Consider the following 23,858-nt stretch of genomic DNA (forward strand, 5'->3'; position numbering starts at 1 on the left):
TTATGTGTTATTGTACGGCTTTTAAAAAGCATTCAGTGTCATACCGTGGCTTGTCCACGGTATCTAGAAAAAAATTATAAAATAATTTTTTCATATAAATCGTCCCAGTCTGGATTTTGAGACTCAATTAAATTTAATTTCCACTGTCTTTTATATTCTTTTAATAATTTTTCACGACTAATTGCAGCTATAATATCGTCATATTGTTCAAAATAAACTAATTTATTTATGTTATACTTAGAAGAAAATCCTTTGATTATTTTATGCTTATGCTCATAAGTACGTTTTATAATATTTGAAGTTACTCCAATATATAATGTACCATTACGTCTGCTAGCTAATATATATACATAATATTGTTTCATTATATTATTAAATTTCTGGATCCCGTGGACAAGCCACGGGATGACACCGAATGTTTTTTCAAATTCCGCGGGAATGACATCGAGGAGCGTACTTTTTTGCAATTTCAGCATCATCAAAAGGTATTTTTTTATCGCCGATTATTTGATAATTTTCGTGACCTTTGCCGGCTATTAATAAAATATCATCTGTTTGCAAATTGTTTATTCCATATTTAATTGCTTCTTCTCTGTCAGCTATTTCAATATAGTTTGCTTTACTCATACCGCTTATAATTTCTTTTCTAATAGAAGCGGGGTTTTCATTACGAGGATTATCGTCGGTAATAATTACGTTATCGGCAATTCTTGCTGCTATCTCACCCATTAAGCTCCTTTTAGATTTGTCCCTATTACCGCCGCAGCCAAAAACTACAATTAGTTGGCTGCCTTTTAATTTAATATTTTTTAGCTCACTTAAGGCTTTCTCTAACGCATCGGGAGTATGAGCATAATCAACAAGGATGTTAGTACGTTCAATTCGCTCCATTCTACCCTTTACTGCCCTAATTTTCATTAAGCTCATGATAGTTTCTCTAAAATTAAAACCGGTATGATGAACAGCTAGAGTAGCAATGAGCAGATTACTTGCTTGAAAACTACCGATTATATGTGTATTAAAAGCATAATTTAATCCATTAAAGTCAAAAGAAACAATTTGATTATATAAAGCTTGAAGAGTCTTAATAATTTGTAAATTTCCTTTTTTTGAGGCTTTTTTACCAACAGTTATAAATTTAACATCATGTTTGTTTAAATAATCTTTAATAAACTCTATTTCTGCTATATCAGAATTTAACACAGCTAACCCTGAAGGTAGTAGGTTGTCGGTAAATAATTTTAGTTTTGCAAGTAAATAAGCATCTTTTGTCTGATGATAATCTAAATGATCTTGGCTGAAGCTTGTAAAGCAAGCAACATTAACTTTTATTCCATATAGCCTTTCCTGATCGAGTCCGTGGCTAGAAGCTTCAAATGCTAAATACTCTATTTCATTCTCGGCTAGGTTATGAATGATTTTTCTAAAATTTATAGGATCAGGGGTAGTTAAAGAGGAGGTATCCTCTAAAATTTCAGGGGATTTAATATCACCAAAATACTCGACGCCGAGAGTGCCGAGAGTGGCGGCATTTTTTCCGAGCAAAGAATATAATTGTGCAATATATGATACTACCGAACTTTTGCCGTTAGTACCGGTTACGGCTATTAAATATGGCGGTTCTTTCGGATAAAAGATTTTTGCCGCCAAACTTAAAGCTATCCGCGCATTTTTTACATATATTATTTTTGCGGGGTTTAATTCTACGCTTTCATTATTATCGGTGATAATAATCCCTGCTTTTTGATTTAAAGCATCGAGAATAAATTTATTACCGTCGTAATTTTTTCCCTTAATAGCAAAGAAAGCCTCATTTTCTTTGATGCTAGTGGAATTAACGGATAAGCCGGTAATATTATGCTGCCGGAATAATATTTGCAGCTTTTTTAATAATGAAGAGTAGGGCATATAGTAAATAAATTATTGTTTATTGAAATTGTCATACCGTGGCTTGACCGGCGTTGTTGCATGGCTCGAATTTTCGATGTCCATTCCCGCGCAGGCGGAAATCCAGCCTTGCTTATGTTATGCTGAACTTGTTTCAGCATCTCTTTGTAGATCCTGAAATAAATTCAGGACGACTTAAAAGTGTTTTTTCTGGATTCCCGCGCAGGCGGGAATGACATCGTTTTCTATCCATACAGGCAATGTCTTACAAGCAATGACGGGTTAGCCTATCCAGCAATTGACCCGTTTCCGTAATAATATTTTCATCGGTTAATTTTTTGGTAAATACTAATTTATTATCGGGTTTAACTTTAGCTTGCTGCGAGTATTGGCTTACGAATTTTATAATCTTCTCTGCCATATCAGCATTTTTATAAAATCTTATTACAAAGCCGCGTTCGCCGGAATCTAAATTTTCAATATTCAGTTTAAGGCATACTAATTTTATTTTTACTATATCGAGTAAATTATTAAATTCGGCAGGGATTGGACCGAATCTATCAATCATTTCATCTTTAAATTTTTCTACTTCCGCATTATCGTTTAAGCTGCCTATTCTTCTATACAACCCAAGTTTAAGCATGCAGTCCGATATGTAAGCATCGGGGATAAAGACCGGTAACCCTAAATTTATCGTCGGTACGAAATTTTGTTCTAAATTCTGCGGTTCATTTTTCAAAATAGCTATTTGCTCTTCTAGCATTTCCTGATAAAGCTCCGTGCCGACTTCCTTAATTTGACCGGATTGCTCTTCGCCGATTAAATTACCGAATCCTCGCAAATCCATATCATGGCTAGCGATCGTAAAGCCTGAACCCAGCGTGCAGCTATTTTGGATAATCTCCAAACGCCTTAGACTATGCTTGGTTATTTTCTTATTACCCGCTATCGTTAAATATGCATATCCCCTAGCTTTACTTCGACCGATTCTTCCCCTTAATTGATATAGTTGACTAAGCCCTAGCATATCTGCTTTATGAATAATCATAGTGTTTGCGTCGGCTATATCAATACCAGATTCAATTATTGTTGTTGAGACTAATATATCAAATTTACCGGCATAAAATTCACTCATAGTCTCATCGATTTTATTCGGCGTCATTTTACCGTGAGCTATTTTATATCTTAATTCCGGCACAATTTGCTTTAATTGCTTTTCTACCTCAGGAATGTCGTTAATTCGCGGTACTACGTAAAAGCTTCTTCCCCCTCGGAAATGCTCACGTAGCAAGGCATCTCTAACAATAACGGGATCAAAAGGCATAATTGTAGTGCGAACTTCCAACCTGTTCATCGGCGGTGTGGCTATGATGCTCAGCTCTTTAAGCCCGTTCATCGACATTTGCAAAGTTCGCGGAATCGGCGTTGCCGACATTGCCAAAATATGTACGGAAGACTTTAACTCTTTTAAAAATTCTTTTTGACTAACGCCGAAATGTTGTTCTTCATCAATTATTAATAATTTGAGGTTATGATATTTTATATTTTTATGTAATAATGAATGAGTACCGATTATTATATTTATCTCACCGTTTTCGATTTGCTGCCTGACAATTTTAGCTTCCTTTGTGTTAATAACACTAGATAACTGCTTGATATTCAGTCTTAAATCTTTAAATCTCTCGACAAATCTTAAATAATGTTGGCTGCATAAAATAGTTGTCGGCACTATTATCGCAATTTGCGGCAAATGTTCATTTAAGGATTTCGCGACCATAAAGGCAGCACGCATTGCCACTTCCGTTTTACCGAAACCGACATCGCCGCATATTAGCCTATCCATTAACATTCCTGAGCTTAAATCAGCTTTAACGTCGTTAATGGCATTTAGTTGATCTTCGGTTTCGGTAAAAGGAAATTTATTACAAAATTTATTGTATTCATCAAGATCAAATTCTACCGCAGCGGAAAGGTTAAGTTTCCTTTTAGCGGCTATTTGCAATAATTGCAGGGCAATTTCTTTGATACGATTTTTTAATTTAGCTTTATTTCTTTGCCATGAAGAACTTCCAAGCTTATCAAGCTCGGCATTGCTATTGCCGTATTTTTTTATTACTTCAATATTTTCAACCGGAATATATAGTTTATCGTTACCGGCATATAAAATTTTTAGGAAATCATGCGCCTTGCCTCTAACCTCTAAGGTCTCGACTTTTAAAAACTGCCCTATTCCGTGATCTCGGTGAACAACAAATTCCTCTTCGTTTAAATTATCCAGTTCCAGCAAAATATTTTTAAGCTTACGATTTGCATCTGACGGGGAATTATTAACTAATTTTTCTTCCAAGATGTCGCTAGCTGCAATAAATAAATATTCCTCGGTATAAAAGCTTTGGTTAAGCGGAATACGGGCAAGGTTTATAACGCCGATTTTTGCTTCGTGTAGTTTGTTTATTTCATTATATTGATATTCGTAACTCCCTATAATACTTTTTAATCTTTCTAGCCCGCTTAGAGAAGGACAGCATATTATCGGCATTTTAGAGTGATTAGCGGTTATTATTTCAAATAATTTATCAAAAACCGTTTTTTTCTCGGTAAAACTAGCAGCGCTTATATTTTCAATTAAGACGGCCTGCTCGGAATTTTCCGAAACAACAAAAATATTATCTTCGTGTTCTAATAACCTTGTTATCTCTAGACTAGTAAAATACAAATATTTAGGAGAGAGAGCAGGGTAGAAATTATTAAATTTAATCTTATTTGACTCACTTCTTGCTTGATAGAAATCATTATAACTATGTTCAAATTCTAAAATAGCTTGTTTAGATAGATTATCAAAAATAATGACAGGGTCACTTAAATAATCGATTAAATTATAGCATGAATCATAGAATAACGGTAATAACTGTTCATAACCGGGAAATTTCCTCCCCTCCATTATTGCTTCGTATAAAGGCGTATTAGTATGATTCACGCCGAAATTTCGTAAGTAATTATCTTTAAAATTACTTATCGTATCTCGATTTAATATTATTTCACTAGCCGGGCTAATCATTAATTCCGTGTGTGCCGTATGAGATATAGTAGAGATTTGGCTATCAATATTAAATTCCTTAATCGATTCAATATAATCCCAGCTAAAGTTAATCCTGTAAGCTATCGGTCCCGGTAAAATGATATCAACAATTTCTCCCCTAACCGCAAATTCACCGCTATCGATAGCACTAGCATTTCTAGTAAAACTATTGCGTACTAAGAAATCGGCAAGTGAAGTAGCGGTAAGTTTCATCTTAAGATAAAGTTTTAAAGATGATTTGACAAAAAATTCCGGAGGAGGTAATTTATTTAAGAGATTAGTAGCATGAGTAATAACTATATTCTTTTGCTTATTGTTATTACCGTTTGTTATCAGTTTAGTTAAAATATTTGCTCTTGCCGATAAAATATTTTGATTGGGTGATACATGGTCATAAGGGACGGTATCCACAGAAGGAAAATATAGTAGATTGTTTGTAGGAGAGAAAAATAAAGCTTGTTTATATAGTTTTATTGCGTCTTCTTCGTTACTTGCAAGTAAAATAACATTTTTGTGTGAATTACTTATAGAATATCGATTAGCAAAGAAGCTTTTTGCTACCGACGGAAATTTTTGCGTCAACATTATTTAGTTTCTAATTTTTTGAGAATTCGCGTAACTTATTCATTATTTCAGCATTTAAATAAGAGGGAATAGGGGATTTTTCGGTAAGCCAATTATAAAGATCATTATCATTTTGATCAAGTATTAAAGCAAATTCGTTAAGTTTTTTTTCGTTTAGTTCAAATAAAAGTTGCTCGGCAAATTTGCTAAGTATATAATCCGTTTCCCTACAACCGCGATTTTTACTTCGGTAATAGAGTTTTTTTTGAAAGTCTTTTTTATTTAATTTATTCATAAACTAATCTTGCAAAAATTTTTTATAATAATATTATAAAAACTATTAAATACCAAGATAATTCTCGATGACATTTTTGCAAAGACATTGTTGCGTAGATCGTGTTTTTAATGTCATTCCCGTGAAAACGGGAATCCATCATTCGTCATTGCGAGGATATGCGTTAGCATCGACGCCGCAATCTAGGAAAAAATAGCAAAAAATGCTATGGAAATTATTATTTTCTAGATTGCCGCACTCCTTGCAGTCGCTCGCAATGACAATTCTGGTAGCCATGCAACAAGGCCTGCAGCGCCTCGCAATGACGATCTATGTTTTTGCTTATTAGGCTGACATTCATAAAATTATAAAAACTAACAGCATATCATTATGAACGTTAAAAATGTAAGTTCTTTAGATGCTTATAGCTTACTTATGGTGGATGAAGATGCTATGCTTATAGACGTTAGAACTCCGCAGGAGTGGGAAAAAATAGGTGTCCCTTATCTAGAGGATCGAAATAAGGTCGTTTTTTTAAGTTGGCAATTACCTCCTAATATGTCGTTAAATAAAAACTTTAAAACCCGGTTTATATCGTGTATTAAAAATAAGATGAGTAATATATTTTTTCTATGTCGCTCCGGACATAGGTCGTTTTCGGCAGCAACTTTCATAGCCCAAATGAATTATGAAAATTGTTATAATATTATTGACGGGTTTGAAGGAAATAACCGTAATATCGGATGGAAACAAAATAATTTACCGTGGCAATTTTAAGTGAATACTAATCAAAATCAGATAATTTTAGGAAAACAACCAGATGTTTTTATAGATGTTTGGGGACATGTAGCCCAAGATCTTTATAAATATTACGGAGAGGCTTTATATAATAGTTGGTTTAGCAAAATCAATTTTATAGAATTTTCCGTAAATAACGTCATACTTTGCGCGCCGACAAATTTTATCCGAGATTGGGTAAAATCAAAATATTCTATTGTTATATTACAATTATTTCAGCATTATAACGAAGGGATTAAATCAATAGAAATAATTACCAAAGAATTACCGTTATCCGAACAAACTATTTTGGAGTTACCTGCCAAGTCTTTTGCGGATTTGGAAGCAACCGACCTTAATTCAGAAAATATTTTTTCAACGCTAGATATTCGTTTTACATTTGATAATTTTGTCGTCGGAGCGCCGAACGAACTGGCATATGCAGCAGCAAGGGCGGTTGCCGAGTCCGGTAATGTGGTATCCGAATCGAATCCGCTTTTTTTATACGGTGGGGTGGGTCTTGGAAAAACGCATTTAATGCATGCAATTAGTTGGTATATAAAACAAAATAATCCGAACCGTAAAGTAATATACATGTCGGCGGAAAAATTTATGTATCAATTTGTTAAGGCACTCCGTAATAAAGACGTTATGGCTTTCAAAGAAAGATTCCGCTCGGTTGACGTATTAATGATCGATGATATTCAATTTATCTGCGGTAAAGATAGTACGCAAGAGGAATTTTTTCATACCTTTAATACTTTGATCGATAATAATCGGCAAATGGTGATATCTTGCGATAGATCGCCGTCTGACCTGGATAATATTGAAGATAGAATTAAATCACGCCTAGGATGGGGGCTTGTTGCCGACGTTCACAGCACCACTTATGAGCTGCGCCTCGGTATTTTAGAGTCCAAGCTTGAACAAATGAATATTCATATCCCAAAAAATGTTATCGAGTTTTTAGCTGCTAAAATAATCTCAAATGTCAGAGAGTTAGAGGGAGCTTTAAATAAAGTTATTGCTCATTCTAATCTTGTCGGCAGGGAAGTAACTTTAGAAAATACCCAAAATATTTTACGAGATTTACTGCGTTCTAACGAAAGGATAATTACCATTGAAGATATTCAAAAAAAGGTGGCGAATCGTTATAATATTAAATTTTCCGATATGTCTTCGGTAACACGGCAACGCGCGGTAGCTAGACCTCGGCAAATTGCTATGTATCTTAGTAAGGCACTTACACCTAAAAGCCTTGCCGATATCGGTAAGAAATTCGGTAAAAAAGATCATACGACTGTTATGCACGCCATCAAGAAAGTAGAAGAATTATCGGAAACCGATATAGAGCTGCGTGAAGAAATTAATTTGCTAATGAAAATATTACAGAATTGATATTATACAACGCTATTATCTTTTAAATTTTATTAATATAATGTGATATAATTCTATCAATGTCGTTCTAGTTTAGTATTGTTGCGTGGATCATAATTATCGTATTATGGTTATTACAAGTATGGTGTCATACCGTGGCTTGACCCACTAGTGTACGAACGTTGAAAAAAGGCTGTGTCATGCCGTGACTTGATCACGGCATCCAGGAAAATAAAGCCATATTAGACTTATTTTAGAATCTTTTTATGATATTATAAGCTGGACTGAAGTGGTCGTAGCCACGGAATGACAGAATTTTTACCTCTTTATTTAAACGTTCGTACAGTAGTGGGTCAAGCCGCGGTATGACACCGGCCGCTTTGCAAAAATTCGAGCCACCCAACAATGCCTAGTTCAAATGAAATGACACATAACCTAAACCACGAAACCGAATAATTCTTTTATTTCCGTAACTGTTTTTGTTGCCCTAGCTCTTGCTTTATCTGCTCCTTTCTGCAGTATGCTTAGCAAATAATCTTGATTATTCATTAAATCTAAATATTTGCTATGAATCGGCTGTAATCTTGTAATAATAATTTCTGCCAAATCCTCTTTGAAGTTAGCGAAACCTTTATTTTGATAATTTTGGGTTATTGTCTCGCTACTAATTTCCGATAAGCTAGCATAAATATCAATTAAATTGCTAATTTCCGGGCGGTTTTCCTTATCATAACTAATTTCGGTTAAATGATCGGTTTTAGCTTTTTTTATTTTTTGCTGAATAAGATCGGCACTATCTTTTAAATTAATCCGTGAAGAATCAGAAGAATCGGACTTACTCATTTTTTTTCGACCGTCTCGCAAGCTCATTATTCTAGTGGCGGAACCGCCGATTAACGGCTCCGGTACTTTCAAAACTTCTTTATTAAATTTCCTGTTAATTACTCCGGCAATATCTCGCGTCAGCTCTAAATGTTGTTTTTGATCTTCGCCGACCGGTACTATATCGGTTTGATATAATAATATATCCGCTGCCATAAGCACGGGATATGACAATAACCCAAGGCAAGCTTTTTCTGGGGTCTTGCCGGCTTTATCTTTAAATTGAGTCATACGCTTAAGCCAGCCAAGAGGCGTAACGCAATTTAATATCCAAGCAAGTTCGCTATGTTCTTTGACCATACTCTGTGCAAAAATAGCGACTTTGTCAGGAGAGAGTCCGGCGGCTATATAAATAGCTAAAGTTTGCATAATCGAATTTCTAAGCTCTTCAGGGGGTTGATCTATAGTAATAGCATGTAAATCTGCTAGAAAGAAAAAACAATTATATTCTTCCTGCATTTTAACCCAAGTTTTAATAGCGCCTAAGTAATTACCAAGATGTAAAGAGCCTGTTGTTTGAACTCCGGAAAGGATAGTTTTTTTCATTTAGTACCTTTTTATTTTATTAGTCATGAATTTTATGTTATATACTGTATTTTTAACGAATTAATTATTTATTTATGCTTTGGCGTTTCAGGATTTTACTATTTTATGGGTTACTTGCTACATTTACTTTTGTTTTTTTTCTTATATGTTACATACCAGTAACGTTTTTCAATGTCAACTATCAAATAAGATATAAAATAGCCATTATTTTTTCCTGTGCTTTTGTCTGGTTGGCAAGACTTTGTTGCGGTCTAAAATATCAAGTTTCCGGTCTTGAGAAGCTGCCGAAAATACCTTCGATAGTTGTCTCTAATCATCAATCTTTTTGGGATCAGATATTTATGCAACTAATTATTCCGGAGCATTCCTGGGTATTAAAACGTGAGTTATTTAATATACCTTTGCTCGGATGGGGGCTTAGAATGGTTAATCCTATTGCGGTAGATCGTAACGTTAATATCTCGGTTACTCAAATTTTAAGAGAAGGGCAAGAAAAAATACGCCAAGGGTTATGGTTAATTATTTTTCCTGAATCAACTAGAGTACTGCCTGAAAAAACAGTAAAATTTAAACCGAGTGCGGTAAAATTAGCTTCCATCGCAAAAGTGCCTATCGTTATGATGGCTCATAATGCAGGGCTTTACTGGCCTAAAGGCTTTTGGTTTAAAAAACCGGGGACGATTCAAGTGAAAATTATCGGTGTTATAAGCGTAGAAGAAGTAGAGCAATCTGACGTGCGCATACTCAATGAGAAGATAGAGGGAATAATTAATAAGGAAAAACAACAATTACTAAATTAATATTATTTTGATAGATTTAATTTTAATTATAGTTATCATTAAGTTACATAGGGCTTTGTTGCATGGCTCGAATTTTTGGTGTCATACCAGCGAAAGCCGGTATCTAACTTACTAATTTTGTTATATTGTTAAGTAGATTCCCTCTTTCGAGGGAATGACACAAAGTGTAAAACCGAGCCATGCAACAAAGCTGTTACATAGATAAAAATATTTAAGAGGTATTTATGAAAAATGGAACACAATTAAAACTAATTGCCGTTATTGATAGCCTGCGTATGATGCTTTACGAGGCGCAGGGAATAAAAATTACCGGTAAGCCCGAAGAAATATTGTTGATGTCGGAAGAGCATCACCATCATCGAGAAAAAAGTCAAAGTTATTATCAAAATAAATCAAATCCTGGGTCTTTATTTGAACCGCGTACTTCACTTAAAGATATAGAGCATAAAGAAGCGGCAAGAAGCGTTGCTAAGAATTTAGATAAGATAATGCAGATTCCTCATAAATACAAAGAATTAATTATTGTTGCCGAACCGCAAATGCTTGGTTGTGTACGGCATGAGTTAAATAATAATTTAAAGAAAATGATCACAAAAGAGGTGGCTAAGGATTTAGTTAATCATAATGCGGAGGCAATTGAGCGCGTAGTGTTTTCTTGATTTATGGTTCAGAAATTAATAAAAACCCGTCATGGCGAGCCGCTGCAAGCGGCGTGGCCATCCAGGCTATCCCGAATATAATGAGGGATTTAATTAGAATACTAAACAAGTTTAGTATAAAAATATGTTTAACTGGATGGCCACGGCACCAAAAGGTGCCTCGCCATGACGAATGGAGTATCCACGCAACAATGCCGCCTCGCCATGACGAATTGATATTCACCCAAATAAGAGGATTAATTTATGCAAAATAATATACAAAAAATATGCGTTATCGGTTCGGGAGTTATGGGGGCAGGGATTGCCGCTTTAATTGCTAATTCTTCTCATCAAGTCGTGTTATTGGATATTGTAGCGAGTGACCCAAACGATAAAAATAAAATCGTTAAAAGCGCGATAGAAAATTTGCATAAACAACAACCTCCCGCTTTATCTTTTCCCGATAAGGCAAATCTTATTACTATCGGTAATTTAGAAGATAATCTAGACTTACTTAAGGATTGTGATTTAGTTATTGAAGTTATTATTGAGAAGCTAGAAATAAAACATCAATTATATAATAAAATTACTCCTTATTTGAAGAAAGAGGCAATTATTGCCTCTAATACTTCCACTTTGCCGTTAAAAAGGCTGAAAGAAAATTTGAGTGGCGAGCTGAAATCTCGGTTTGTAATTACGCATTTTTTTAATCCGCCGCGCTATATGGAGCTACTTGAATTAATTACGGATAATGAAGTAGAACCGGAAGTAATCGCCCGTGTTTCCAAGTTTTTAACAAAAATTCTCGGTAAAACTATAGTCAAATGTAACGATACTCCGGGCTTTATTGCTAACAGAGTCGGTTGTTTTTTACTTGAGTTAGTTGTTAGAAAAGCAGTAAAAGAAAATTTAGATTTAGTAATTATCGATAAGATATTTACTACTCAATTTGGTTTGCCGAGTACCGGAATTTTCGGCTTATATGATTTAATAGGTCATGACGTAATGAAATTAATATCCGGTTCGTTGCTTGCTAGCCTGCCGGAAACTGATTATTACCACAAAATTTATTTAAACACTCCTGTCCTTGATAAGATGATTGAAAATAAATTAATCGGTCGTAAAGGAGGAGGGGGATTTTATCGCCTCTCTTCAGTAAACGGGAAAAAAATAAAAGAAGTTATAAATTTAGCCGATTTATCTTATAAACCGGTAGCGAAAGTAGAAAATGAATTTGCAGATATTAATGAGCTATTAACAAGCGATTCTATTTACGGCAAGTTTTTTGCTGAAGTTATAACGGAATTTTATGTTTATTTAACAAGTTTAATCCCTGAAGTCACTAGCAATATTTATGATATTGATTTAGCCATGAAGCTTGGTTATAGCTGGAAATTCGGACCTTTTGAATTGCTTACACTTCATGTAAGAGACAGTTGGCAATGGTTAACTTATCAAGCTAATTTTATGAAATTGCCTCTGTCTGATTATTTAGCAAAAGGCTTATATAAAGATATTGATAAAGAAAAATTTAGATCGAGAAAAGATATAATAAAATTAAGTGAAATAGTAGCGGAGAATGATTCCGCTAAATTATTACTTTATCAAGGTCAATTAGTTTTTGTTATTAATACTAAAATGAACTGCCTAAATAAAGAGGTGTTTAATTTACTGCAAAAATCCGTCGAGATAGCCGAGAATAAAGAGCAAAATCTTTATATTTGGTCGCAAGGCAATAATTTTTCTGCCGGTGCCGATTTAAAATTAATTCTTTCTTATATAGAAAATAAGGATTTTCAAGGCTTAGAAGAGTTTTTAAAGCTAGGTCAGCAAACTATGCGAAAGCTAAAATATTCAACCTCTCATGTTATTAGCTGCGCACTGGGAGCAGCACTCGGAGGCGGGTGCGAGTTATTACTACATTCGAGTTTTATAGTAGCTAATCAGGAATTAAATGCCGGTCTTGTTGAGGCTTCGGTCGGTTTAATCCCAGGGTGGGGCGGTGTTACCGAGATGCTTTTAAGAAGCGAGGGCGATAAAGATAAATTAGTTAAAAATATCAAAAATATTTTGACCCAAAATAAATCAAGTTCTGCCGATTATTTCGCAGCCGATTATAATATCGCTCACTTACAAATAAATATGAATAAGAATTATATCTTAGATGAGGCATTACAGTTAGAATTACCTAAAAAACGTTATTTTACCGGCGTAAATGCGCTGTATACCGATAAAATAACCCTACCGAAAATAACTTTAGCAAATGAGTTAGATACCTCCAAATATAATGACGTACAAAATAAAATATTATCAAAACTACAGGATTTTATAAATCACCACTCGGAGATAAGCGAAGAAGAAATATTGCCGTTTGAGCGAGAATTATTTTTAGAATTAGCTAAAGATTCCAAGATTATAGATAAGTTAAGGTCGGTATAAAGCTGATTAATATCACTTCTTAGTTGTCATTCCCGTGAAAACGGGAATCCAGAAAAAGTATCAAAGTCATCCTGAATTTATTTCAGGATCTACTAAAAAGATGCGCAAAACTTGTTCAGCATGACAAAAAAAACCTGGATTCCCGCTTTTAGCTAGAATGACATCGAAAATTCGAGCCATGCAACAAAGTTCCGTTTCCACGGGAATGACATGCATTACAATTAACTTTAGTATCCTCCTTAGTGGAGTAATTAATTACTGATATACTATAAAAAATAAATTTTGGTATATTTATGATTACTTTACTTGCAACAATAATAGGTTTTATTAGCTCTATATTGCCTGAGATTTTAAAAATATTAAAAGACCTTAACGATAAAAAGCATGAATTACATATTTTAGATCGGCAGATTGAAAATAATAAACTTAATCACTCTAAAACTTTTACGGAACTAACTATCTCTAAAGAAATGGCAGAACAATACTCGCTTTACTCGACTTATAAATCAGGAATAAGTTGGGTTGATGCCTTAAATAGTTCGGTACGCCCCGTTTTAGCTTACAGCTTTTTTGCTATGTATGGGGGAATCAAATATATCCAATATAAAGCTATAAAAAACACGGCTATTTTAGCAGAGTATCTGGATGTTTTATGGAGCATAGAAGATCAAACAATCTTTGCTGGTATTATTAGTTTTTACTTCGGTCAACGCACTTTTAGTAAGTTTTGGAAGCAAAAAAATATTATGTAAAGCATTCCGGTGTCATCTAGTTGCTTGTACCTGCGTTGTTGTATGGCTCGAATTTTCGATGTCATTCCCGTGCAGGCGGGAATCTAGGCTTTTTTTGTCATGCTGAACAAGTTTTGCGCATCTCATTAATAGATCCTGAAATAAATTCAGGATGACATAAAAGTGTTTTTTCTGAATTCCCGTTTTCACGGGAATGACATCGAGCACGCTTAACCTATACACTCAACAATACTTGCGTAGGAGTGACATCAAATAATCAAATATTCTGCAAATTTAATACCTCTTTAACTAAAGGAATCGTTACTTTACGTTTGGAGGTTAGAGCGAAGTGATTAATTTGCTCTAATATTTCTATAATTTCTTTATGTTGCCTTGGTAGGTTTACTAATAAAAAATCTACGACGCTCTCGGGGATTGTTATAGAAGAAGTAGCAAAATGTTTGAAGATCAATATCCTCATTAATTCATCGTCCGGCGGCTCTATTTCAATAGTTAATACGGATTTTACTCTTGAAGATAAATCAGGCAATATAAAATTTTTATTTATCTTACCGGTAAGCAATAAATATTTTTGCCGCTCATTAATTAGGTTAAATAAATGCAATAAAATTACCTCTTGCCAATTTTCAATATCTTCAATAATGAAACTATTATATTTAGCTAAAATTTCTTCATCAAAAAAAATATCTTTAATGATAAAGCTGTTAGCTAGGTTTTGCCATATTTTTGCAAGATAGGTTTTGCCTGAAGCAGGTGCTCCTTTAATTAATAAAGTAAATTTATAAGGATTTACTCCCCAATTTGTTTGCCAGTTTTTTAACGCATTATGAGCGAGTTTATTAGAGTTAGAAACAATAAACTCATCGGGATGATATTGTGTATTGTAGGATAAGGGAAATATAAGTTGTTGCATATACTTAGATAGAACTTCAAAAATTGGCTAGGACGGCGTTGTTGTATGGCTCGATAAAGCGGCAGTATGTCATTCCTGCGCAGGCGGGAATCCAGGCTTTTTTTGTCATGCTGAACAAGTTTTGCGCATCTCATTAATAGATCCTGAAATAAATTCAGGATGACATAAAAGTGTTTTTTCTGGATTCCCGCCTGCGCGGGAATGACATCAAAAATTTGATCCACGCAACAACGCCTCCTCGCAATGACGGTATTTTTTTGCAACGTTTTTGTTCCGCGCAACAATACCATCTCTACTCTTTACCGCTCTTGACTATAAAACTTACTAGCTTTGTAAAAGTCAATGACGTTAAAAAGTAGAATTTTGGTAATGCCTGCGATCGGTATAGCAAAAAATATGCCGACAAAGCCGAATAAACTCCCGCAAGCCAAAATTGAGAATATTATCCAACCCGGATGAAGACCTATTTTATCACCGATAATTTTAGGCGTTAAAATATACGATTCGCCGATATTACCGATAAGATAAATCATTACTATATATAACAATTTTATTTTCATACCGAAAGTTAAATAGCCGACAATTAGTGCCAGAGAAAAAGATATTAAAGTGCCGATAAAAGGGATGATAACAAGAAACCCGCTTAAGATACCTAGTAAAATGGCTAAATCTATACCGACAATAGATAATGAAATACTATAAAAAATCGATAATAATAAGCAGATATTTAGCTGCCCCCTGATATAAGCCGATAGTAAATTATTAATGGAAAATAATACTTCTAATATTTTCTTTTTACTTTGCATCGGTAATAATGATTTCATATTTGCTATAATTTTTGGCCAGTCCCGTAGGAAATAAAATAATATTATAGGTATTAATAACAATAATATAAATATATTGATTGTAACTATCGTATAGTGCCAGAAATTATTAGCAAGGCTAGTTAATATAGTAAATATATTATTTATAAAATTACTTAGCGAATCTTTAATTTTATCGGCAATATTCGGTTCTATTGAGTAAATTTTTGCCGAAAGATGCGGCATTATTTCCGCTTGAAAATAATTTTTATATTTAGGAACATTATTTATAAAAATAGAAATTTGTTGATAAATTATCGGTAATAATATAATAAGTGCTACAAAAAACACTCCTAAAAAAATAAGGAATATTATAGATGCCGCTAGGTTTCTCGGTAGCTTGAGCCGTGATACAATAAAATCAATAGTCGGCTGTAATAAGTAAGCAATTATAAAAGCAATAAAGAAAGGTTTTATAGCACCTGAAATTAACGCTGAGGCAGTTATAAAAATCCCTAGAAGGAGAAACCAAAATATAGCTGTTTTATTCAAAATATTTCTCTTTTTAACAGGTTTATATTATTAATATGTAGATATCAGAATCGTCATTGCGAAGCCCCGAAGGGGCTGCGGCAATCCAGAAAATAGATATTTCAGCGTAATATAATATAATTTTTTTCTAGATTGCCACGTCGTTGCTACCGCAACTCCTCGCAATGACGATGGAGCAGCAATACTTCTTCCCAAATAACACGACTACCTAGCCACCTGAACAGTTGCAGGGCGTAATAGTCGATCTTTAAGCTTATAACCCACTTGCATTATGGCAACTATACTCCCAGACTTATACTCATCACTATCGATTTGCGAGATTGCATTATGTATATTATGGTCAAACAACTCACCTATTATCGGCTCTATTAACTCTATATTATGTTTTTTAAATATTTTTGCAAGCTCTAGCGCTGTCATTTCCACCCCTGAAATAACACCGGTGACAATATTAGCTGCTTCTCCTTCAAGATTTTGTGGCTTATACTCTAAGGCTCTTGATAAATTATCACTAACGGTTAGAATATCTTTGGCAAAAGAAACTATAGAATAATCACGTGCTTCATCACGAGACTTTTCTAAACGCTTTCTGGTATTTTCAGCCTCCGCTACGCTTCTAAGTAATTTATCCTGTAATATTTCGATTCGGCCCTTTAAATTAGTTACTTCTTCTGCTTCAGGTTGCAGAGTTTCTTCTAGCTGTGTTTCTTCTTCATTTTTTTCTTTACTGTTATTATCCATTTTATTATCTATCTTTATTTGAAGTTTAATGCTAACTATATAATGAAAAATTATAGATTTTCAAGTATACTCTGCTGATTTCAAAAATTACTCTTTCATTTTATCAGGGACTCCTGTACTCACGTACTAAGTATACGCTGCGTGCAGTCGCCCCTCAAAATAAAATTTAATTTCTGAAATCATTTGAGTATATACTACTTAATCTTTCAAGAATTATTACAGATAAATTACAATTATGAGACCATCAGGCAGAAAAAACAACCAAATACGTCAAATATCGATAGAATTATCTCCTCTTGTTAATGCAGAAGGTTCTTGTTTGATTAAAATAGGCAATACTCACGTTATGTGTAGTGCTACTTATGAGACAAGCATACCGCCTTTCTTACGTGGGCAAGGTCAAGGATGGATTACTGCAGAATACGGTATGCTGCCCGGTTCTACCAATCAGCGTATTAAAAGAGAAGCGGCATTAGGCAAACAAGGCGGTAGAACGCAGGAAATCCAGCGGCTAATAGGTAGATCAATGCGTGCGATAATTAACCTTAAAGCCTTAGGAGAGCGTCAAATTATTATTGATTGCGACGTGATAAACGCAGACGGCGGTACTAGAACGGCAGCCATTACGGGAAGTTATATAGCTCTGCATTTAGCCGTTCGGTCGTTAATGAACAGGAAAGCGTTAAAAGTGAATCCGTTAATTACTCAAATTGCCGCCGTTTCTTGCGGTATATATAAAGGTGAGCCGATAGTTGATTTAGATTATCTAGAAGACAGCAACGCCGAAGTGGATGCGAATTTTGTTTTTGCCGGGAACGGCAATTTAATTGAAGTACAAAGTACAGCCGAGCAGAAACCGTTTTCCGAAGAGCAATTTTTGGCAATGCTAAGCTTAGCAAGGTCGGCAACCTCGGAATTGTTTAAGTTGCAAAATCAAGTGTTGCCGGAAGAGTGATATTATACTGTCCGACTTGACTTGACCGGCATTATTGTATGACTCGAAAATTAATAAAAAACTCGTCATTGCGAAGCCACGAAGTGGCTGTGGCAATCCAGAAAAACATAGTCATCCTGAATTTATTTCAGGATCTATTAAAAAAAGATGCTGAAACAAGTTCAGCATGACAAGGACTAGATTGCCGCGTCGGCACTTTGTGCCTTCTCGCAATGACGATTCCGGTAGCCACGCAACAACGCTCATGCAGGCGGGAAGGCGTTGTTGCATGGCTCTAAAAAAGTACCCTATGTCATTCCTAGCTCAAGGCGAGAATCCAGCTTTGTCATGCTGAACTTGTTTCAGCATCTCTTGTAGTATATCCTGAAATAAATTCAGGATGACTATTTTTTTCTGGATTCCCGTTTTCACGGGAATGACATAACACGCTTTGAACCTATCCACGCAACAATGCTGCGCGGGAATGTCATCGAGAGTATATAGAAAATTTTTATTTATTCCGCCGTTTCTTCTGCTCCTTCTCCTAAAGGTAAAACATTAGATAATGTGCGTTCACTACTATTTGCTAATGAATTTGCACCGTTTGCATCGTTATAGCCGGTAATATTTGCTTCTGAAATAAAATTAATTGTACCGATTCTAGTAGCTGAAATAGGCTCTTCTTTAGATTTAGACATACACATATCCTTATAAATTATTAAAATTTTCTTAATATAAAAATACTTATTCAAGTATTCTCAAGTACAAATACAATAAAATATTTAATGTTTCAATTTAAATTTCATTAAAAACTTCATTTAATACTTTATTCAACTATAAATTGTATTATAATACCGTATTTTGATTTATGCGGCTTGTTATGATAAATATATTTCGGCGTTTTATTTTAGTTTTTGTTTTTGTTATTTTAAGCGCTAATAAAGTTAACGCTTCCGCTTGGCTGTTAGAGGAGGGTAGGTATCGGTATAGTATAAATATCAATAATGTCGATAAAGCCTCAAAGAAGGAGAAGAAAAAACGAGAAATTTTTGCTCAAGATTTAGAAGAAAAATTGCAGCAGCTAGAGGCACCTAACCGGCAATTAAACCCAAATTCTCGCCGTTATAAGAGGCTATCAAAACGCATAAAAAAATTGTGGCAAGGGATAGCGGAATTGTCCTCATATCAAGATGAACGGCTTACAAGCGGTAGTGTTGAATACGGCATTAGCGACAATCAAAATTTCGGTATTCATTTTTTATTTAAGGAAGATAAGTTTATCGGTAGAAAAAGCTTTACCGAGGAAGCCGGTTTATTTTATAAGCTTAAATTGTTTCAGGAAAATGATTTTGTTATATCGCTCCAGCCTAAAATCTTTGTTAGTAAAGATAAAGGCTGCAGAGAGGAATTTTTTGCAGAATTTTCATTATTATCCGGCATGTCAAAACAAATTTATTCTGCCACCGTGTTTAATCAAAATACGGTAAGTATCGGTCATTATCTTAACTATCTTGGCTATAAAAAAAGATATTATAATGTTTCTACTTCTGAAGGGATTAAATTTGAGAACGGTTTTATGTTGGTGAGTTTTACCAAATATCATAATCGTCAGGATTACGGTTATATTTATGAAAAAACCGTCTATGAACAACTTTCAGTTGCAAAAATAATAAAATTTGATAATGTAGGGAAAAATTTTTTAACAACTCAAATCGGCTATTTTTGGGATCGTAGCCTTTCAAATAAAAAATATAAAATATCGGGTATAACATTTTCAGTATGGTTAGATGTATAAATATAGATGAAGATAATATTTTAAAAGTAATTAAGAATAGAGAATTACTAAATGAGTTCCAAATTGCTAACTTAAAATTGATTCAAAAAACTACTAAAGAGAATTTAGGCGAAATTATAATTCGGGAAGAGCTTATTGATAATGAATTAATGATAGATCTATTACATAACAGTAATTCATTACCATTAATAGATAATAAAAGTCATGATATAAAGATTTACGATTATTCTCGTATTAAGGAATATATAGTAAAGGGATATTTTGTTTATGAAGATATCCAAAATAACAAGGTCATTGCAATAAATGACTTAAGAGTTTTATCGTTGCTAGCAAATGCCGGAAACCATATATACTTGATTAAAAAACCTGATTTTTATAAGGTTCTAGAAGCAAATTTTGCTCACCTAAATATTGTTAAGTCAAAATATTTCCTGGAATTTACGAGCGAGGCGGTCATCGCTAAAAATATTAACTATAGCGATAAAGTAATAATTTTCTTCTTAATTTTTTTAGGGATGCTTGTATATTTTCCCGCTTTATTTCATATTGCCAATAATGCCGGTTATTTTTTACAAAATTTTTTGAAAATATTGTTATTCTCGCGTGTTGTTTTGCCTGATAATTTGCCCTGTAAGGTTGCCTCAAATCAAGCTCAAATATCTCATTTTAATCAAGAATCTAAAGAATTTCCAATTTATACGATTTTAATACCTTTATATAAAGAAACAGGCAAATTAAAATCGATAATCAAAAATATCTCTCTTCTAAATTATCCTAAAAATAAATTAGACGTTAAGATTATTATTGAAGCCGATGATTATTTAATGATCAAAGAAATCGCCATATATAATTTACCTTCATATATTCACGTGTTACAAGTGCCTGTCGCTTTACCGAGAACCAAACCGAAAGCCTTGAATTACGCTATAGAATATTCGCGAGGGGAATATTTAGTCGTATATGATGCGGAAGATATGCCTGATCCCGATCAGCTACTTACGGCATTAAAAGTATTTAAGGATTTACCGCCTGAATATGCTTGCTTGCAGGCTAAACTTAACTTTTACAATAAAGACGAGAATTTACTGACCAAAATGTTTAACATCGAATATAGCTTATGGTTCGAGTATATTTTAAAGGGTTTGAGTTTACTAAATTTACCGGTGACGCTCGGCGGTACTAGTAACCATTTCAAAACAAATATACTATATGAAATAGGCGGCTGGGATGCCTATAACGTTACGGAAGATGCCGAACTTGGTATAAGGCTTTATTCAAAAGGCTATAAAGTATATATGATTGATTCGTATACTTTAGAGGAATCGCCTATTAGTATCGGGAATTGGTTAAATCAAAGATCACGTTGGATTAAAGGTTTCCTGCAAACTTTTTTTGTTTTTAAAGCATGCAAAGATAAATGTAAAAAATTTAATTTACGGCAAATAGCTACTATTTATATTTTTATCGGCTTATCTTCTTACTGTTTTTGGTGCTTACCTTTTGTAATATTTACCATTATCATAAACAAAAATCCTATAATTAATTATTTATGGCTGATTAACGGATTTTTTGCATTCTTATATTTATACGGAAGTGCTTGTTATATATTAAGAATTTATAGGCAATCGTCAAAATTACGTTTCCTTGATATTATTGCCTTAATTCTCTGGCCTAGTTATTTTATATTACATACGCTAGCGTCCTATAAAGCAATTTGGGAAATTATTTTTCAGCCGTTTAAATGGAATAAAACAAAACACGGAGTTAGTACTAAATATTTTGATAAATAATTTAAAATTTTTTAGTAGTTACCTCTTGAACTACTAGAAATAAATTATATATAGTAGTATACATTTAAAATATTTATTTTGGAGGTTAGAAATGTCTTTTAAACCGTTATATGACAGAATTGCCATAAAACCGATTCAGCAAGAAGAAAAAACAGCGGGCGGAATTATTATCCCCGATACCGCAAAAGAAAAACCGATGCAAGGGGAAGTAGTTGCGGTAGGTAAAGGCAGTAGAGGAGAAAAAGGAGAGTTTCATCCGTTAGAGCTTAAAGTTGGGGATAAAGTCCTATACGGTAAATGGGCCGGTACTGAAGTTAAAGTAGCCGGTCAGGATTTGATCATCATGAAAGAAAGTGATGTTATGGGTATAATTAATTAATGAGCAAGGAAATCCTTGTCATCCCGTGACTTGATCGGCGTTGTTGTATAGCTCGATTAACACTGCGTCATTGCGAGGAGGGACGTAGTCCCGACGTGGCAATCCAGAAAAAATTAGCAAAAAATGCTATGAAAATTATTATTTTTCTGGATTGCCACCCTCCTTACAGTCGCTCGCAATGACGGTGTTTTTGTTAGTAGATATGACATCTAAAAAATTAATAATTTTTTTATTTTAAGGAGAATTTAATATGGAAGCAAAAATAATTAAGCACGGTTCAAAAGCACGTGAACAATTGTTAGAAGGCATTGATATCTTAGCCGATGCGGTAAAAGTTACCTTAGGTCCGAAAGGCAGAAACGTACTTATTGAGCAATCATTCGGAGCGCCGAAAATTACTAAAGACGGTGTTACGGTGGCAAAATCAATTGAAATAAAAGATAAAATTAGAAATGCCGGAGCTCGTTTAGTTAGGTCTGTTGCGACCAAAACGGCTGAAACAGCCGGTGACGGTACTACTACCGCAACCGTTTTAGCACGTGCTTTAGCTAGAGAAGGTAATAAACTCGTTGCAGCGGGCTATAATCCGATGGATTTAAAACGCGGTATGGATTTAGCAGTTAGCGCCGTGGTAGAAGAAATTAAAAAATCGAGTAAAAAAATTAATAGTCAGGAAGAAATCGCTCAAGTAGGCACTATTTCATCAAACGGCGATAAAGAAATCGGCGAAAAAATTGCTAAAGCAATGGAAGAAGTCGGCAAAGAAGGAGTAATTACCGTTGAAGAAGCTAAAAACTTTAGCTTTGACGTGGAAGTAGTTAAAGGCATGATGTTTGATAGAGGTTATCTATCACCGTATTTCGTTACTAATTCCGAGAAGATGATTGCGGAACTTGAAAATCCTTACATTTTGTTATTTGAAAAAAAACTATCAACTTTACAACCAATGTTACCGGTACTTGAGGCGGTACACCAATCAGCTCGTCCTTTACTTATCATTGCCGAAGATATAGAAGGTGAGGCTCTTGCAACTTTAGTCGTCAATAAATTACGCGGTGGTTTGAAAGTTGCAGCAGTTAAAGCTCCGGGTTTCGGCGATAGAAGAAAAGCCATGATGGAAGATATTGCCGTTTTAACAAAAGGTGAGTTAATAACTGACGATCTTGGCATGAAACTTGAGAATGTAAATATTAAAATGCTTGGTACTGCTAAGAAAGTTACTATCTCTAAAGAAAATACCGTAATCGTCGATGGTGCAGGCAGCAAAGAAGATATAGAAAAAAGAGCTTCGCAAATTCGTAAACAAATTGAAGAAACTACTTCCGATTACGATAAAGAAAAACTACAAGAGCGTTTAGCTAAGCTTTCCGGCGGTGTTGCCGTCTTAAAAGTCGGCGGTGCTACCGAAATAGAAGTAAAAGAGCGTAAAGATCGTGTTGAGGATGCGCTTCATGCGACTAGAGCGGCGGTAGAAGAAGGAGTTGTTGCCGGAGGCGGCGTTACTCTGCTACACGCAGCCGGAGTTTTAAGGTCATTAAAAGGAGCTAACAAGGATCAACAAGCCGGTATAGAGTTGGTAGCAGCAGCCTTACAAGATCCGGTAAGACAAATTGCCGAAAATGCCGGTGAGAATGGCGGCGTCGTAGTCGGTAAACTTCTAGAAAGCAAGGACAAAAATTTCGGCTTTAATGCTCAAGATATGACTTATGTTGACATGATTAAAGCAGGAATTATTGATCCGGCGAAAGTAGTTCGTACGGCACTACAAGATGCGGCTTCCGTTGCTTCATTGATTATTACTACCGAAACGTTAATTGTTGATGAGCCTTCCGATAAAGAAGATTCAGCACCGCGCGGTGGCGGTATGGGCGGCATGGGTGGCATGGACGGTATGGGTTTTTAATCTAATCCGAGTCATTCTTGCGTGGATCAAAAA

Annotated in this window: 31 protein-coding genes; 16 read left to right on the forward strand and 15 right to left on the reverse strand. The window is 34.5% G+C overall.

Annotated elements, in window-relative coordinates:
* Positions 1-74 precede the first annotated feature (74 nt).
* The 5 genes from AAGD64_RS04425 to AAGD64_RS04445 form a co-directional block, all read right to left on the reverse strand.
* Positions 75-365: a GIY-YIG nuclease family protein gene (locus tag AAGD64_RS04425; protein ID WP_253307758.1), complete on the reverse strand. Its 291-nt coding sequence runs from the start codon at positions 363-365 to the stop codon at positions 75-77.
* Between the two features lie 58 nt (positions 366-423).
* On the reverse strand, positions 424-1,908 hold the full coding sequence (locus AAGD64_RS04430) for a UDP-N-acetylmuramoyl-L-alanyl-D-glutamate--2,6-diaminopimelate ligase (protein WP_341794016.1): 1,485 nt from the start codon (positions 1,906-1,908) through the stop codon (positions 424-426).
* Positions 1,887-2,048, reverse strand: a complete 162-nt coding sequence (locus AAGD64_RS04435) for a hypothetical protein (RefSeq protein ID WP_341794017.1) — start codon at positions 2,046-2,048, stop codon at positions 1,887-1,889. The genes AAGD64_RS04430 and AAGD64_RS04435 overlap by 22 nt, the downstream gene beginning before the upstream one ends.
* Positions 2,049-2,152: 104 nt before the next feature.
* A complete protein-coding gene (gene mfd, locus AAGD64_RS04440) occupies positions 2,153-5,551 on the reverse strand; it encodes a transcription-repair coupling factor (protein ID WP_341794018.1) in 3,399 nt (1,132 codons plus the stop codon).
* A 10-nt stretch (positions 5,552-5,561) separates the two neighbouring features.
* Positions 5,562-5,825 carry a succinate dehydrogenase assembly factor 2 gene (locus AAGD64_RS04445; protein ID WP_341794019.1) on the reverse strand — a complete coding sequence of 88 codons (264 nt, stop codon included), beginning with the start codon at positions 5,823-5,825 and terminating at the stop codon, positions 5,562-5,564.
* Between the two features lie 67 nt (positions 5,826-5,892).
* Here AAGD64_RS04445 and AAGD64_RS04450 point away from each other — a divergent pair, with 67 nt between their 5' ends.
* The 4 genes from AAGD64_RS04450 to dnaA are packed head-to-tail and all read left to right on the forward strand — an operon-like array spanning position 5,893 to position 7,979.
* Positions 5,893-6,021: a hypothetical protein gene (locus AAGD64_RS04450; protein ID WP_341794020.1), complete on the forward strand. Its 129-nt coding sequence runs from the start codon at positions 5,893-5,895 to the stop codon at positions 6,019-6,021.
* Between the two features lie 6 nt (positions 6,022-6,027).
* Positions 6,028-6,153, forward strand: coding sequence for a hypothetical protein (locus AAGD64_RS04455; RefSeq protein ID WP_341794021.1), 126 nt, complete (start codon positions 6,028-6,030; stop codon positions 6,151-6,153).
* A gap of 41 nt (positions 6,154-6,194) precedes the next feature.
* On the forward strand, positions 6,195-6,581 hold the full coding sequence (locus AAGD64_RS04460) for a rhodanese-like domain-containing protein (protein WP_253307754.1): 387 nt from the start codon (positions 6,195-6,197) through the stop codon (positions 6,579-6,581).
* Entirely contained in the window at positions 6,582-7,979 is a 1,398-nt protein-coding gene (gene dnaA / locus AAGD64_RS04465; protein ID WP_410525860.1) for a chromosomal replication initiator protein DnaA, read from the forward strand.
* A gap of 232 nt (positions 7,980-8,211) precedes the next feature.
* Here dnaA and AAGD64_RS04470 read toward each other — a convergent pair whose 3' ends face one another.
* Together AAGD64_RS04470 and trpS are read right to left on the reverse strand one after the other, a co-directional pair.
* Positions 8,212-8,361 (reverse strand): hypothetical protein, encoded by a 150-nt coding sequence (locus AAGD64_RS04470; RefSeq protein WP_341794022.1) that lies wholly within the window; start codon positions 8,359-8,361, stop codon positions 8,212-8,214.
* A gap of 32 nt (positions 8,362-8,393) precedes the next feature.
* The gene (trpS, locus tag AAGD64_RS04475) at positions 8,394-9,386 is read right to left on the reverse strand and encodes a tryptophan--tRNA ligase (protein WP_341794023.1); all 993 of its coding nucleotides are present in this window, start codon (positions 9,384-9,386) and stop codon (positions 8,394-8,396) included.
* Positions 9,387-9,460: 74 nt separating this feature from the next.
* Between trpS and AAGD64_RS04480 the strand changes: the two genes are divergently transcribed.
* The 5 genes from AAGD64_RS04480 (at position 9,461) to AAGD64_RS04500 (ending at position 14,015) form a co-directional block, all read left to right on the forward strand.
* A complete protein-coding gene (locus AAGD64_RS04480; RefSeq protein WP_253307752.1) occupies positions 9,461-10,186 on the forward strand; it encodes a lysophospholipid acyltransferase family protein in 726 nt (241 codons plus the stop codon).
* Between the two features lie 224 nt (positions 10,187-10,410).
* Positions 10,411-10,845 (forward strand): host attachment protein, encoded by a 435-nt coding sequence (locus AAGD64_RS04485; RefSeq protein WP_253307751.1) that lies wholly within the window; start codon positions 10,411-10,413, stop codon positions 10,843-10,845.
* Positions 10,842-11,099 carry a hypothetical protein gene (locus AAGD64_RS04490; RefSeq protein WP_341794024.1) on the forward strand — a complete coding sequence of 86 codons (258 nt, stop codon included), beginning with the start codon at positions 10,842-10,844 and terminating at the stop codon, positions 11,097-11,099. The genes AAGD64_RS04485 and AAGD64_RS04490 overlap by 4 nt, the downstream gene beginning before the upstream one ends.
* Positions 11,089-13,263 carry a 3-hydroxyacyl-CoA dehydrogenase/enoyl-CoA hydratase family protein gene (locus AAGD64_RS04495; protein ID WP_341794025.1) on the forward strand — a complete coding sequence of 725 codons (2,175 nt, stop codon included), beginning with the start codon at positions 11,089-11,091 and terminating at the stop codon, positions 13,261-13,263. Before AAGD64_RS04490 ends, AAGD64_RS04495 begins: the two co-directional genes overlap by 11 nt.
* A 293-nt stretch (positions 13,264-13,556) precedes the next feature.
* Positions 13,557-14,015, forward strand: a complete 459-nt coding sequence (locus AAGD64_RS04500) for a hypothetical protein (RefSeq protein WP_341794026.1) — start codon at positions 13,557-13,559, stop codon at positions 14,013-14,015.
* Positions 14,016-14,027: 12 nt separating this feature from the next.
* On the opposite strand, the gene AAGD64_RS04505 is transcribed toward AAGD64_RS04500, so the two are convergent.
* Genes AAGD64_RS04505 through grpE form a run of 6 tightly spaced genes read right to left on the reverse strand, consistent with a single transcriptional unit; the run spans position 14,028 to position 17,024 of the window.
* The gene (locus AAGD64_RS04505) at positions 14,028-14,222 is read right to left on the reverse strand and encodes a hypothetical protein (RefSeq protein WP_341794027.1); all 195 of its coding nucleotides are present in this window, start codon (positions 14,220-14,222) and stop codon (positions 14,028-14,030) included.
* 49 nt (positions 14,223-14,271) lie between these two features.
* On the reverse strand, positions 14,272-14,928 hold the full coding sequence (locus tag AAGD64_RS04510; RefSeq protein WP_253307748.1) for an HdaA/DnaA family protein: 657 nt from the start codon (positions 14,926-14,928) through the stop codon (positions 14,272-14,274).
* Positions 14,832-15,218 (reverse strand): hypothetical protein, encoded by a 387-nt coding sequence (locus AAGD64_RS04515; protein ID WP_341794028.1) that lies wholly within the window; start codon positions 15,216-15,218, stop codon positions 14,832-14,834. Before AAGD64_RS04515 ends, AAGD64_RS04510 begins: the two co-directional genes overlap by 97 nt.
* Before the next feature lie 9 nt (positions 15,219-15,227).
* Positions 15,228-16,283 (reverse strand): AI-2E family transporter, encoded by a 1,056-nt coding sequence (locus AAGD64_RS04520; RefSeq protein ID WP_253307747.1) that lies wholly within the window; start codon positions 16,281-16,283, stop codon positions 15,228-15,230.
* A 30-nt stretch (positions 16,284-16,313) separates the two neighbouring features.
* Positions 16,314-16,478: a hypothetical protein gene (locus AAGD64_RS04525; RefSeq protein WP_341794029.1), complete on the reverse strand. Its 165-nt coding sequence runs from the start codon at positions 16,476-16,478 to the stop codon at positions 16,314-16,316.
* Between the two features lie 9 nt (positions 16,479-16,487).
* Complete coding sequence (gene grpE / locus AAGD64_RS04530; protein ID WP_341794030.1) at positions 16,488-17,024, reverse strand: nucleotide exchange factor GrpE; 537 nt, start codon at positions 17,022-17,024, stop codon at positions 16,488-16,490.
* A gap of 235 nt (positions 17,025-17,259) precedes the next feature.
* Between grpE and rph the strand changes: the two genes are divergently transcribed.
* From rph to AAGD64_RS04545, 3 genes are read left to right on the forward strand one after another with little or no spacing between them, the layout of a single operon-like run.
* A complete protein-coding gene (gene rph, locus AAGD64_RS04535; RefSeq protein ID WP_341794031.1) occupies positions 17,260-17,979 on the forward strand; it encodes a ribonuclease PH in 720 nt (239 codons plus the stop codon).
* 38 nt (positions 17,980-18,017) lie between these two features.
* Entirely contained in the window at positions 18,018-18,149 is a 132-nt protein-coding gene (locus AAGD64_RS04540; protein ID WP_341794032.1) for a hypothetical protein, read from the forward strand.
* Positions 18,146-18,313, forward strand: a complete 168-nt coding sequence (locus tag AAGD64_RS04545; RefSeq protein WP_341794033.1) for a hypothetical protein — start codon at positions 18,146-18,148, stop codon at positions 18,311-18,313. The genes AAGD64_RS04540 and AAGD64_RS04545 overlap by 4 nt, the downstream gene beginning before the upstream one ends.
* Here the strand turns inward: AAGD64_RS04545 and AAGD64_RS04550 are convergent.
* Entirely contained in the window at positions 18,283-18,423 is a 141-nt protein-coding gene (locus AAGD64_RS04550) for a hypothetical protein (protein ID WP_341794034.1), read from the reverse strand. The genes AAGD64_RS04545 and AAGD64_RS04550 overlap by 31 nt on opposite strands.
* A 50-nt stretch (positions 18,424-18,473) precedes the next feature.
* On the reverse strand, positions 18,474-18,656 hold the full coding sequence (locus AAGD64_RS04555) for a hypothetical protein (RefSeq protein ID WP_341794035.1): 183 nt from the start codon (positions 18,654-18,656) through the stop codon (positions 18,474-18,476).
* Positions 18,657-18,838: 182 nt separating this feature from the next.
* Between AAGD64_RS04555 and AAGD64_RS04560 the strand changes: the two genes are divergently transcribed.
* From AAGD64_RS04560 to groL, 4 genes are all read left to right on the forward strand, one after another.
* Positions 18,839-19,753 carry a hypothetical protein gene (locus AAGD64_RS04560; RefSeq protein ID WP_341794036.1) on the forward strand — a complete coding sequence of 305 codons (915 nt, stop codon included), beginning with the start codon at positions 18,839-18,841 and terminating at the stop codon, positions 19,751-19,753.
* Positions 19,738-21,543, forward strand: coding sequence for a glycosyltransferase family 2 protein (locus AAGD64_RS04565; RefSeq protein ID WP_341794037.1), 1,806 nt, complete (start codon positions 19,738-19,740; stop codon positions 21,541-21,543). The genes AAGD64_RS04560 and AAGD64_RS04565 overlap by 16 nt, the downstream gene beginning before the upstream one ends.
* A 91-nt stretch (positions 21,544-21,634) precedes the next feature.
* On the forward strand, positions 21,635-21,922 hold the full coding sequence (locus AAGD64_RS04570) for a co-chaperone GroES (protein ID WP_253307741.1): 288 nt from the start codon (positions 21,635-21,637) through the stop codon (positions 21,920-21,922).
* A gap of 250 nt (positions 21,923-22,172) precedes the next feature.
* Complete coding sequence (gene groL, locus AAGD64_RS04575; protein WP_341794038.1) at positions 22,173-23,825, forward strand: chaperonin GroEL; 1,653 nt, start codon at positions 22,173-22,175, stop codon at positions 23,823-23,825.
* Positions 23,826-23,858: the final 33 nt, after the last annotated feature.

The sequence above is a fragment of the Rickettsia endosymbiont of Ceutorhynchus obstrictus genome (genome assembly GCF_964026565.1).
GTDB lineage: Bacteria > Pseudomonadota > Alphaproteobacteria > Rickettsiales > Rickettsiaceae > Rickettsia.